This window comes from Type-F symbiont of Plautia stali, from assembly GCF_059731105.1.
Map to the genome: position 1 here is coordinate 145,992 of NZ_AP035909.1, position 11,790 is coordinate 157,781.

Here is an 11,790-nt window from a genome sequence, read left to right on the forward strand (position 1 = left end):
ATCAGGCGATTTCTTCTATGCGTTTAAACCCCAGCCAACAACGTGCCGTCGAATTTGTTACCGGTCCCTGTCTGGTACTGGCGGGCGCGGGATCGGGCAAAACCCGCGTAATTACCAATAAAATCGCCCATCTGATTCGTGAGTGCGGCTATCAGGCGCGACACATCGCTGCGGTGACCTTCACCAATAAAGCCTCGCGCGAAATGAAAGAGCGTGTGGCGCAGACGCTGGGTCGCAAAGAGGCGCGCGGGCTGCTGATCTCCACCTTCCACACGCTGGGCCTGGAGATCATCAAGCGTGAAACGGCGGCGCTGGGCATGAAGTCTAACTTCTCGCTGTTCGACGATCAGGATCAGCTCGCCCTGCTGAAAGAGCTGACCAGAGAGTGGCTGGAGGAGGATAAGACGCTGTTGCAGCAGCTCATCTCCACCATCTCAAACTGGAAAAATGACCTGATCGATCCGCAGGGCGCGGCCGCGCAGGCGCGTTCACAGCAGGAGAATATTTTTGCCCACTGCTATGGCCTCTACAGTCAGCATCTCAAATCGTGCAACGTCCTCGATTTTGACGATTTAATCCTGCTGCCGACGCTGCTGCTGCAGCGTAATCAGGAGGTGCGCGAACGCTGGCAGCAGCGTATCCGCTATCTGCTGGTGGATGAGTACCAGGATACCAACACCAGCCAGTATGAGCTGGTTAAACTGCTGGTTGGCGCGCGGGCGCGCTTCACGGTGGTGGGTGATGATGACCAGTCGATCTACTCCTGGCGCGGCGCGCGGCCTCAGAATCTGGTGCTGTTGAGTCAGGACTTTCCGGCGCTGGAGGTGGTGAAGCTGGAGCAGAACTACCGCTCCTCGCAGCGCATTCTGAAAGCGGCGAACATCCTGATTGCCAACAATCCGCACGTCTTTGAAAAGCGGCTCTTCTCCGAACTGGGGCAGGGCAGCGAACTCAAAGTGGTGACTGCCAACAGCGAAGAGCATGAAGCGGAGCGGGTCACCGGCGAACTGATTGCGCATCACTTTATCAACAAAACGCAGTACAAAGATTACGCGATCCTCTACCGGGGTAACCATCAGTCACGCACCTTTGAAAAGTTTCTGATGCAGAACCGCATTCCCTATCGCATCTCTGGCGGCACCTCGTTCTTCTCACGGCCGGAGATTAAAGATCTGCTCGCCTATCTGCGCGTGCTGACTAACCCTGAGGATGACAGCGCGTTCCTGCGCATCGTCAACACTCCGCGTCGCGAGATTGGTCCGGCGACGCTGCAGAAGCTCGGTGAATGGGCGAATCTGCGCAGCAAGAGCCTGTTTCATGCCAGTTTTGATGTCGGGCTGGGTCAGACGCTCAACGGACGTGGCCTGGAGCATCTGCAGCGCTTTACTCACTGGCTGAATGAGATCATCCAACTGACCGAACGCGAGCCGGTCAACGCCGTCCGCGATCTGATTCGCGGCATCGATTACGAAAGCTGGCTGTTCGAAACCTCCGGCAGTCCGAAAGCCGCAGAAATGCGGATGAAGAACGTCAACACGCTGTTTCAGTGGATGACCGAAATGCTGGAGGGCAGCGATATCGACGAGCCGATGACGCTGGCCCAGGTGGTCACGCGCTTTACCCTGCGCGACATGATGGAGCGCGGTGAAAGTGATGAAGAGCTGGATCAGGTGCAGCTGATGACGCTGCACGCCTCCAAAGGGCTGGAGTTCCCCTATGTGTTCCTGGTGGGCATGGAGGAGGGGCTGTTGCCGCACCAGAGCAGCATTGATGAGAACAATATCGAAGAGGAGCGTCGTCTGGCCTACGTCGGCATCACGCGGGCACAGAAAGAGCTGACCTTTACCCTCTGCCGTGAACGGCGGCAATATGGTGAGCTGGTGCGACCGGAGCCGAGCCGTTTTCTGCTGGAGCTGCCGCAGGACGATCTGCAGTGGGAGACGGAGCGCAAAGTGGTCAGTGCCGAGGAGCGGATGAAAACCGGGCAGAGCCGGGTTGCCGGTCTGCGGGCGATGCTGGATAAAGCCAGAAAAGGGTAAGCGCGTCGGGCGGAGAGGCGAAGGCGATTCGCCTCAGACGCAGGTATTACGACAGGGTTAACAACCAGTGGACATAGGACTGATAGTGGCTCTCCTGCTCCAGCAGCTCGCTGCGCAGCGGATGCGCTTCCAGCCAGCCAGCGGGCAGGGTCAGATGCAGGGCATCATCGTCCGCCTGGAGTCGCACCGCTGGCAGGGTGTCATCGCGGCGGCGGGTCGAGAAAATAATCGCCAGCCGCAGCAGACGGCACATCCGTTCCGCCAGACGCGGCGGCAGGGCGTTTTGCTGGGTCAGCAGCGCCAGATCGATGCTGCCGCTCTGGTTTTGCAGCAGGCAGGCCAGCAGCTTCTTCTGTGCCGGTGTGAAGCCAGGCAGGTCCAGATGACGCACCAGGTAAGCCGCATGCTGTGGCGCATGCCGGAAGTCGACGCTGAGGCCGATTTCGTGGATCGCACAGGCGCTGAGCAGCAGCTCACGACAGCGCTGATCCAGCTTCCATGAAGTAGAAACCTGACGGAAGAAGCTCTCCGCCAGCTGACGCACACGATCCGCCTGTTCAACATCAATGCTGAACCGGCGCTGGACGTTGTGAAGCGTGCGGGTGCGGATATCGCGGTCGACGGGCAGATGCAGCATGCCGTAGACCAGCCCTTCACGCAGCGCGCCGCCCGCCAGGGTCATGCTATCGATACTGAGCGTCTGGAAAATGGCGATCAGGATCGACAGGCCGCTGGGAAACACCAGCGCCCGTTCCAGCGTCAGCCCTTCGATTTCAAGCTCTTCCAGTTTGCCGCACTGGATTGCGCGCTGCTTAAGCTGCTGCAGCTTGCTCAGCGTGATGCGCTCATCCATGCCCTGCGCCACCATAATCTCCTGCAGCGCCTGCACCGTGCCGGACGCACCGACACAGGCCTGCCAGCCCTGCTGACGCAGCTGCGCGGCGACAGGCTGGATCATCTCACGGGCAGCCTGCTCCGCCTGGTCAAAGTTCTCTTTTGCCAGATGACGATCGCTGAAGAAGCGCTCCAGCCAGGTGACACAGCCCATCGACAGACTGAACAACACCGACGCGTGCGAACCATCGCCGGTTGCCAGCTCGGTACTGCCGCCACCGATATCGACCACCAGACGCTGGTCGGAGCCGCCCGTGGTGTGAGCCACGCCCTGATAAATCAGGCGCGCCTCTTCTTCACCGCTGATGACGTTGATGGTGCAGCCAAGAATCTGCTGGGCGGTATCGAGGAAGGTCTGCGCATTTGCGGCCAGACGCAGCGTGGCGGTTGCCACCACGCGGATCTGATCGGGGGGAATATCCTGCAGTTGCTCAGAGAAGAGCCGGAGGCATTGCCAGCCACGCGCCATGGCTTCGGCTGACAACTGATTACTGGCATCCAGACCGGCGGCAAGGCGAACCTTGCGCTTGATTTTTGCCACGGTCTGAATACTGCCAGAGACCTCGCGCACCACCAACATATGAAAGCTGTTAGACCCTAAATCAATCGCTGCATAAAGTGACGACGCGCTGAGCATGGTGGCCTAACCTGAACGTTTACGGTTGTTGTTGCGTGGCGCACCGCGACGATTAGCGTTATTGCCTCCACGGCGTGGGCCATTGCCGGAACGGCTGCGCTGCAGACGCTTAGGCGGCGGTAAATCGGTTAACAGGGCTTCGCTGCTGTACTTGCTGACCGGGATGCTGTGGCCAATGTACTCTTCAATCGATGGCAGATTCAGCGCGTACTCTTCACAGGCCAGGCTGATAGAGTGACCGCTGGCACCTGCACGACCGGTACGGCCAATGCGGTGAACGTAATCTTCACAGTCATCAGGCAGATCGTAGTTAAAGACGTGGGTGACCGCCGGGATGTGCAGACCACGGGCAGCAACGTCAGTCGCGACCAGAATATCCACGTCCCCTTTGGTGAAATCATCAAGAATGCGCAGGCGCTTCTTCTGTGCCACATCGCCGGTCAGCAGGCCAACGCGGTGACCATCAGCGGCCAGGTGGCCCCAGATATCTTCACAGCGGTGCTTGGTGTTTGCGAAGACAATGGCGCGATCCGGCCACTCTTCTTCCAGCAGGGTCTGCAGCAGGCGCATTTTCTCTTCGTTAGACGGATAGAAAAGCTCTTCCTGGATGCGATGGCCGGTTTTCTGTTCCGGTTCCACTTCAACATATTCCGCGCTGTTCATGTGCTCGAACGCCAGTTCACGAACGCGATAAGAGAGCGTTGCTGAGAAGAGCATGCTCAGGCGCTGCGTGGCAGGCGGCATACGGCGGAACAGCCAGCGAATATCTTTAATAAAGCCGAGATCGAACATGCGATCGGCTTCGTCCAGCACCATGACCTGGATGGCACCGAGGTTAACGTGATTCTGCTTCGCGTAGTCGATCAGGCGACCGGTGGTGGCCACCAGAATATCTACGCCCTGCTCCAGCACTTTCAGCTGTTTATCATAACCGTCTCCGCCATAGGCGAGACCCAGTTTCAGGCCGGTTGAGGCGGTAAGGGGTTCGGCATCTGCATGAATCTGCACAGCAAGTTCACGCGTTGGCGCAAGAATAAGTGCCCGTGGCTGATTAACCTGACGACCTTCCGCCGCAGGATAAGAGAGAAGATGATGAAACGTTGACGTCAGAAACGCCATCGTTTTGCCGGTACCGGTTTGCGCCTGGCCTGCAACATCACGCCCTGAAAGCGTAAAAGGCAGAGCTAACGCCTGAATCGGCGTGCAGTATTGAAAGCCTTTACTATCAAGGGCTTCAACCACTTTAGGGTGCAGGGCGAAGTCGGAAAACTTCTGTTCAGTTAAGTGTGTTTTGCTCATAGTGTGGTAGAATATCAGCTTACTATCGCTTTACGAAAGCGTATCCGATGAAATAAAGTCAACCAACATTGGTATATATTACGCCAATTCGCCAGGCATAATCTTGTGGAGTAAAACATGAGCAGCGATAAAATCGTTCATCTGACTGATGACAGTTTCGACACCGACGTGCTGAAAGCCGACGGCGTTACACTGGTAGATTTCTGGGCTGAATGGTGTGGTCCTTGCAAAATGATCGCGCCAATCCTTGATGAAGTTGCAGAAGAGTATGATGGCAAGCTGACCATCGCTAAGCTGAATATTGACGATAACCCAGGCACGGCACCGAAGTATGGCATTCGTGGTATCCCGACGCTGCTGCTGTTCAAAAATGGCGAAGTCGCCGCGACCAAAGTGGGCGCGCTGTCTAAAGGCCAGCTGAAAGAGTTCCTGAACGCCAACCTGGCGTAATGCAGGACTGAATGTCTGGCAGTGGTGAATTTATCTCCTGCTGCTGGACGTTCGCTTTCAGGCGTGCTAATTTACTCACACTGCATTACGAACTTACCTTGTAGTTAGCATCTAAAGTTTTCCCTTGTTGAACCCATTCGCCCTGTACCTTATAAAGATAGAACGGTTCAGCAATCTTACGGTTAGCTCCAACTCTGGCATTACATTCGGACATCTCCCTGCATACCGATCGCCATTCCATTCGATGATCGTCGGGAAGAGCCGAAAAGAGCCATTAACGGCATGGATTAGTTGCCATACCATTCACGACAAACATTCCGAGTATTACCCCGAGTTTAAGAACCCATCACTATGAATCTTACCGAATTAAAGAATACGCCGGTTGCTGAGCTGATTACTCTCGGCGAAAATATGGGGCTGGAAAATCAGGCTCGCATGCGCAAGCAGGACATTATCTTTTCAATCCTGAAGCAGCACGCGAAGAGCGGCGAAGACATCTTCGGTGATGGCGTGCTGGAGATTCTTCAGGATGGATTTGGATTCCTCCGTTCCGGAGACAGCTCCTACCTCGCCGGCCCTGATGATATCTACGTTTCCCCCAGCCAAATCCGCCGCTTCAACCTCCGCACTGGTGACACCATCTCTGGCAAAATCCGTCCACCGAAAGAAGGTGAACGCTATTTTGCGCTGCTGAAAGTTAACGAAGTTAACTATGACAAGCCGGAAAACGCGCGTAATAAGATTCTGTTCGAAAACCTTACGCCGCTGCACGCTAACAAGCGTCTGCGTATGGAACGGGGTAATGGTTCAACGGAAGATTTAACGGCCCGCGTTCTGGATCTGGCGTCACCGATCGGTCGTGGTCAGCGTGGTCTGATCGTTGCACCGCCGAAAGCCGGTAAAACCATGCTGCTGCAGAACATCGCGCAGAGCCTGGCGTATAACTACCCGGACTGCGTGCTGATGGTACTGCTGATCGATGAGCGTCCGGAAGAAGTGACCGAGATGCAGCGTCTGGTCAAAGGTGAAGTCATTGCCTCAACCTTCGATGAGCCGGCGTCACGCCACGTTCAGGTTGCGGAAATGGTCATCGAGAAAGCCAAGCGCCTGGTTGAGCACAAGAAAGATGTCATCATCCTGCTCGACTCCATCACCCGTCTGGCGCGTGCTTATAACACCGTGGTGCCGGCGTCAGGTAAAGTCCTGACCGGTGGTGTGGATGCCAACGCCCTGCATCGTCCAAAGCGTTTCTTTGGTGCTGCACGTAACGTGGAAGAGGGCGGCAGCCTGACCATCATCGCCACCGCGCTGGTTGATACCGGTTCGAAGATGGACGAAGTGATTTACGAAGAGTTCAAAGGTACCGGTAACATGGAACTGCATCTCGCCCGTAAAATCGCTGAAAAACGTGTCTTCCCGGCGATTGACTACAACCGCTCCGGTACACGTAAAGAAGAGCTGCTTACCTCTCAGGAAGAGCTGCAGAAGATGTGGATCCTGCGTAAGATCATTCACCCGATGGGCGAAATCGACGCAATGGAGTTCCTCATCAACAAACTGGCGATGACGAAAACCAACGATGAATTCTTCGACATGATGAAGCGTTCATAATCTGATACGGCCAGGCCGGACCACTGATTCGGCTTTTTTAATCCAGATTCGCAGAAAATCGCCCTTACGCCACGTCCCGACGTGGCGTTTTTCATTTGTGAGCTATAGGATTGAACACTGGCAGGAGCATTTATAATGACTGTGGTAGTGATGGCGAATTTTTGACCGTTCGTCTGTCTCTTGATGCAGAATTCGGAATCCGACACAGCGATAAACGCGCTTTTTCGCGTATTGTTGTGCGGGATGTTAGCTGAGAGCGTTTAACGTGAATTTACTCACTATGAGTACTGAGCTTGGTTTAATTTTTCTCTTTTCACTGGCTTTCCTCTTTTTTGCTCGAAAAGCAGCTAAAAAAATTGGTTTAGTTGATAAGCCTAACTCACGTAAACGCCATCATGGCGCGATTCCGTTGGTGGGCGGCATTTCCGTGTTCGCAGGGATCTGCTTCACATTCGCGATTACCAACTACTATCTGCCACACGCGCTGCTCTATCTGGGCTGTGCCGGTGTGCTGGTGCTGGTCGGGGCGCTCGACGATCGCTTTGATATCAGCGTTAAAATCCGCGCGGTGGTTCAGGCGCTGGTCGCGGTCGTCATGATGGTGGGGGCTAAACTCTATCTGCTGAGTCTGGGCTTTATCGTCGGTCCGTTCGAGCTGATCGTGGGGCCCTTTGGCTATGTGCTGACGCTGTTTGCCGTCTGGGCCGCGATTAACGCCTTTAATATGGTGGATGGCATCGACGGTCTGCTGGGCGGCCTCTCCTCAGTGACCTTTGCCGCTATGGGCATCATCCTCTATTTCGACGGGCAGACCAGCCTGGCGATGTGGTGCTTTGCGATGATCGCCGCCACGCTGCCCTATATTCTGCTCAACCTGGGCTTTCTTGGCCGCCGCTTTAAAGTCTTTATGGGTGACGCCGGCAGCACCATGATCGGCTTCACCATCATCTGGATTCTGCTGGAAACCACCCAGGGTCTGAGTCACCCCATCACGCCGGTGACCGCCCTCTGGCTCATCGCCATTCCCCTGATGGATATGGTGGCGATCATGTATCGCCGTCTGCGCAAAGGCATGAGCCCGTTCTCGGCTGACCGTCAGCACATCCACCATCTGATTATGCGCGCCGGCTTCAGCTCGCGTCAGGCCTTTGTGCTGATTACCGTCGCGGCCGCGATTCTCGCCGGTATCGGGGTGCTGGGTGAGTATCTGGCGTTTATCCCTGAGTGGGTGATGCTGCTGCTTTTCCTGGGCGCGTTCATGGTTTATGGCTACTGCCTGAAACATGCATGGCGCGTGGCGCGGCGTATCCGTCGCATCAAGCGCCGTCTGAGCCATCATCGCGAAGCAAAAAATAAATGAACCCGATGCTGATTAAAGGATATCTCTGCCATGCCTTCTGACGTTGTGGACAACGAACTGGATCTTCGCGGCTTAGGCTGCCGGTTATGGCGTGGCAAGCGCTGGATTGTGGGGCTGGCCCTGCTGTTTGCCCTGGTCGCCTGGCTGGCGACGCTGCTGCTGAAACAGGTCTGGAGCACCACGGCGATCACCGATCGTCCGACGGTGAATATGCTGGGCTCCTACTATGCACAGCAGCAGTTTCTGACCAACCTGGATGTGCGGAACAACGCGTTAACCCTGGCGGCGCCCTCGCCAACGGTGATGGATGAGGTCTATCAGGAGTTCGTCATGCAGCTCGCCTCGTGGGATACGCGTCGCGAGTTCTGGCAGCAAACCGACTACTACAAGAGTCGTAAAACCGGCAACGCGCACAACGATGCCGCGCTGCTTGACGACATGATCGGCAACATTCTCTTCACCCCGGCGGACGCGGCACATAACCTGCCGGACAACGTCAGACTCAAAGCGGAAACCGCAGGCGACGCCAACAACCTGCTGCGTCAGTATATTGCCTACGCCAGCGAGCGTGCCGCACGTCATCTGAATGATGAGTTAAAAGGGGCCTGGCAGGCGCGCACCGATCAGTTGCAGGCGCAGGTAAAACGTCAGGAAGATGTGGCGAACGCCGTATTCCAGCGCCAGCAGCACCGTCTGGAGCAGGCGCTGAAGATCGCCAGTCAGCAGGGTATCAATGAGAAACAGACGCGCGAAGCGGGTGAAAATCTGGCGGACAGCGATCTCTTCCTGCTGGGCCAGCCCGTGCTGCAGGGACAGCTTGAAACCCTGCGTGCCACCGGTCCCAGCTTCGATATCAGCTATGATCAAAACAGAGCGATGCTGGCCACGCTGCAGACCGGACCCAGACTGAACAGCCAGTTCCAGACCTACCGTTATCTGCGTACGCCGGAAGAGCCGGTATCACGTGACAGCCCGCGACGTCTGTTCATGATGATTATGTGGGGTGCCGTTGGGGCATTAACCGGCGCGGGCGTGGCGCTGGCACGTCGTCCGCGTCTGATGTCAGACACGCATGATTGAGAGAAACAGTGTGAAAGTTCTGACCGTATTTGGTACTCGCCCCGAAGCGATAAAAATGGCCCCGCTGGTTCAGGCGCTGGCGCAGGATCCCGCGTTTGAATCACGGCTGTGCGTCACCGCCCAGCATCGCGAAATGCTCGATCAGGTGCTGCGTCTGTTCAGACTGCAGCCGGACTACGATCTCAACATCATGCGGCCTGAGCAGGGGCTGACGGAGATCACCTGTCGCATCTTAGAGGGCATGAAAACCGTTCTGCTCGACTTCCGGCCCGACATCGTGCTGGTGCACGGCGACACGACCACCACGCTGGCGGCGAGTCTGGCCGCCTTTTATCATCAGATTCCGGTTGGCCATGTGGAAGCCGGGCTGCGCACCGGCGATCTCGCGTCGCCGTGGCCGGAAGAGGGCAACCGTAAGCTGACCGGCCATCTCGCCCGCCTGCATTTCACCCCGACCTCGCGCTCGCGACAGAATCTGCTGCAGGAAAATCTCGCCGACTCACGCATTATCGTGACCGGCAATACGGTTATTGACGCACTGCTGTGGGTACGTGATCGGGTGCTGGATGACACCAATCTGAATGCGCAGCTGGCCGCGCGCTATCCGTTTCTCGATCCGGAGAAGAAACTGGTGCTGGTCACCGGTCATCGTCGTGAAAGCTTTGGCGGCGGGTTTGAACGGATCTGCAGCGCGCTGGCGCAGATTGCCCGCCAGCATCCGGAAGCGCAGATTGTCTATCCGGTGCACCTCAATCCCAATGTCAGCGAACCGGTTAACCGGATACTCAGCGGCATTGAAAATATTATTCTGATCGAACCGCAGGAGTATCTGCCTTTTGTCTGGCTGATGAACCGCGCCTGGTTAATCCTCACCGACTCCGGCGGTATCCAGGAAGAGGCGCCGTCGCTGGGTAAACCGGTGCTGGTGATGCGCGACACTACCGAGCGGCCGGAAGCGGTCGATGCCGGCACCGTGAAACTGGTAGGAACCGATGTCGCCACTATCGTGGCCAGCGTGAGCGAACTGCTGAGCGACGATGAGGCCTGGCAGGCGATGAGTCATGCCCATAATCCTTATGGCGATGGCAAAGCCTGCGGTCGTATTTTACAAGCCTTAAAAGATAACCGAGCCGAATTATGAGTTTTGAAACCATCTCCGTGATTGGACTGGGATACATTGGGCTGCCGACGGCAGCCGTTTTTGCCTCAAAGGGAAAAAAAGTGGTGGGCGTGGATATCAACGCGCGCGCCGTAGAAACCATCAACCGTGGCGCGATCCACATCGTGGAGCCCGATTTAGATCAGGTGGTACATGCTGCCGTCACGCGTGGCGACCTGCGTGCCACCACCCAGCCTGAGCCTGCGGACGCCTTTCTTATTGCCGTGCCGACTCCGTTCAAAGATGACCATCAGCCCGACCTGCGCTTTGTGAAAGCCGCCGCAGAGTCGATAGCTCCTGTGCTGAAGAAGGGCGACCTGGTGATTCTGGAGTCGACGTCGCCGGTTGGCAGCACGGAACAGATGGCCGACTGGCTGGCGGCGGCGCGTCCCGATCTGCGTTTTCCGCAGCACGGTGAGACGCCCGATGTCTTCGTCGCCTACTGCCCGGAGCGCGTACTGCCGGGTCAGGTGATGGTCGAACTGATCAATAATGACAGGGTCATCGGCGGCATGACACCCGCCTGTTCCGCCCGCGCCAGCGAGCTGTATCGCATTTTCCTGAAAGGCGAGTGTGTGGAAACCAACGCCCGCACCGCCGAGATGTGCAAGCTGACTGAGAACAGCTTCCGCGATGTGAACATCGCCTTTGCCAATGAGCTGTCGCTGATTTGCGCCGATCAGGGGATCAACGTCTGGGAGCTGATTGCGCTGGCGAATCGCCATCCGCGCGTCAACATTCTGCAGCCAGGGCCGGGCGTCGGGGGACACTGTATCGCCGTCGATCCCTGGTTCATCGTGGCGCAGAATCCCGAACTAGCCCGTCTGATCCGCACCGCGCGCGAGGTCAATGATGCCAAGCCGCAGTGGGTGCTGGACCAGGTAAAAACCGCGCTGGCGGAGTGCCTGACCCAGACCGGCAAGCGCGCCAGCGATATCACCATCGCCTGCTTCGGACTGGCTTTTAAACCCAATATTGACGATCTGCGCGAAAGCCCGGCGGTGGGCGTGGCGCAGAAGATTGCGGAGTGGCACCGCGGCACAACCTGGGTGGTTGAGCCTCACATTGCGCAGATCGCTGACGCGCTGGCAGGCAAAGCTGAGCTGGTCCCGGGCGAGCAGGCGCTGGCCCAGGCCGATATTCTGGTGATGCTGGTGGATCATCGCGCCTTCCGCGCCATCGATGCCGCTCAGGTACAGCAGCAATGGATTGTCGACACCAAAGGTGTGTGGCGATGAGGCGTTTTAGCGTTTAAATAACT

9 protein-coding genes are annotated in these 11,790 nt (G+C 56.9%); 7 read left to right on the top strand and 2 right to left on the bottom strand.

Annotated features, from left to right (window positions below; genetic code table 11):
• Positions 1-17 precede the first annotated feature (17 nt).
• Positions 18-2,039: a DNA helicase Rep gene (rep, locus tag AC6I7A_RS00635; RefSeq protein WP_058958107.1), complete on the top strand. Its 2,022-nt coding sequence runs from the start codon at positions 18-20 to the stop codon at positions 2,037-2,039.
• Between the two features lie 46 nt (positions 2,040-2,085).
• Here rep and gppA read toward each other — a convergent pair whose 3' ends face one another.
• The gene (gene gppA / locus AC6I7A_RS00640; protein ID WP_009088415.1) at positions 2,086-3,570 is read right to left on the bottom strand and encodes a guanosine-5'-triphosphate,3'-diphosphate diphosphatase; all 1,485 of its coding nucleotides are present in this window, start codon (positions 3,568-3,570) and stop codon (positions 2,086-2,088) included.
• Between the two features lie 6 nt (positions 3,571-3,576).
• Entirely contained in the window at positions 3,577-4,869 is a 1,293-nt protein-coding gene (gene rhlB, locus AC6I7A_RS00645) for an ATP-dependent RNA helicase RhlB (protein WP_009088417.1), read from the bottom strand.
• Positions 4,870-4,986: 117 nt separating this feature from the next.
• Here rhlB and trxA point away from each other — a divergent pair, with 117 nt between their 5' ends.
• From trxA to wecC, 6 genes are all read left to right on the top strand, one after another.
• Entirely contained in the window at positions 4,987-5,319 is a 333-nt protein-coding gene (trxA, locus tag AC6I7A_RS00650) for a thioredoxin TrxA (protein WP_003851963.1), read from the top strand.
• Between the two features lie 351 nt (positions 5,320-5,670).
• Positions 5,671-6,930 (top strand): transcription termination factor Rho, encoded by a 1,260-nt coding sequence (rho, locus tag AC6I7A_RS00655; protein ID WP_003851960.1) that lies wholly within the window; start codon positions 5,671-5,673, stop codon positions 6,928-6,930.
• A gap of 280 nt (positions 6,931-7,210) precedes the next feature.
• A complete protein-coding gene (gene wecA, locus AC6I7A_RS00660) occupies positions 7,211-8,290 on the top strand; it encodes a UDP-N-acetylglucosamine--undecaprenyl-phosphate N-acetylglucosaminephosphotransferase (protein ID WP_033736131.1) in 1,080 nt (359 codons plus the stop codon).
• Positions 8,291-8,320: 30 nt separating this feature from the next.
• Complete coding sequence (wzzE, locus tag AC6I7A_RS00665; RefSeq protein ID WP_058958105.1) at positions 8,321-9,370, top strand: ECA polysaccharide chain length modulation protein; 1,050 nt, start codon at positions 8,321-8,323, stop codon at positions 9,368-9,370.
• A gap of 10 nt (positions 9,371-9,380) precedes the next feature.
• The gene (wecB, locus tag AC6I7A_RS00670; RefSeq protein WP_009088424.1) at positions 9,381-10,511 is read left to right on the top strand and encodes a non-hydrolyzing UDP-N-acetylglucosamine 2-epimerase; all 1,131 of its coding nucleotides are present in this window, start codon (positions 9,381-9,383) and stop codon (positions 10,509-10,511) included.
• Complete coding sequence (wecC, locus tag AC6I7A_RS00675) at positions 10,508-11,767, top strand: UDP-N-acetyl-D-mannosamine dehydrogenase (RefSeq protein WP_058958104.1); 1,260 nt, start codon at positions 10,508-10,510, stop codon at positions 11,765-11,767. The genes wecB and wecC overlap by 4 nt, the downstream gene beginning before the upstream one ends.
• The last annotated feature ends 23 nt before the right edge of the window (positions 11,768-11,790 follow it).

What these genes read in the sequence shown, in the direction of transcription:
- rep (WP_058958107.1), top strand. Translation starts at nt 18, where the DNA reads ATGCGTTTAAACCCCAGCCAACAACGTGCCGTCGAATTTGTTACCGGT.
- gppA (WP_009088415.1), bottom strand. Translation starts at nt 3,570, where the DNA reads ATGCTCAGCGCGTCGTCACTTTATGCAGCGATTGATTTAGGGTCTAAC.
- rhlB (WP_009088417.1), bottom strand. Translation starts at nt 4,869, where the DNA reads ATGAGCAAAACACACTTAACTGAACAGAAGTTTTCCGACTTCGCCCTG.
- trxA (WP_003851963.1), top strand. Translation starts at nt 4,987, where the DNA reads ATGAGCAGCGATAAAATCGTTCATCTGACTGATGACAGTTTCGACACC.
- rho (WP_003851960.1), top strand. Translation starts at nt 5,671, where the DNA reads ATGAATCTTACCGAATTAAAGAATACGCCGGTTGCTGAGCTGATTACT.
- wecA (WP_033736131.1), top strand. Translation starts at nt 7,211, where the DNA reads ATGAGTACTGAGCTTGGTTTAATTTTTCTCTTTTCACTGGCTTTCCTC.
- wzzE (WP_058958105.1), top strand. Translation starts at nt 8,321, where the DNA reads ATGCCTTCTGACGTTGTGGACAACGAACTGGATCTTCGCGGCTTAGGC.
- wecC (WP_058958104.1), top strand. Translation starts at nt 10,508, where the DNA reads ATGAGTTTTGAAACCATCTCCGTGATTGGACTGGGATACATTGGGCTG.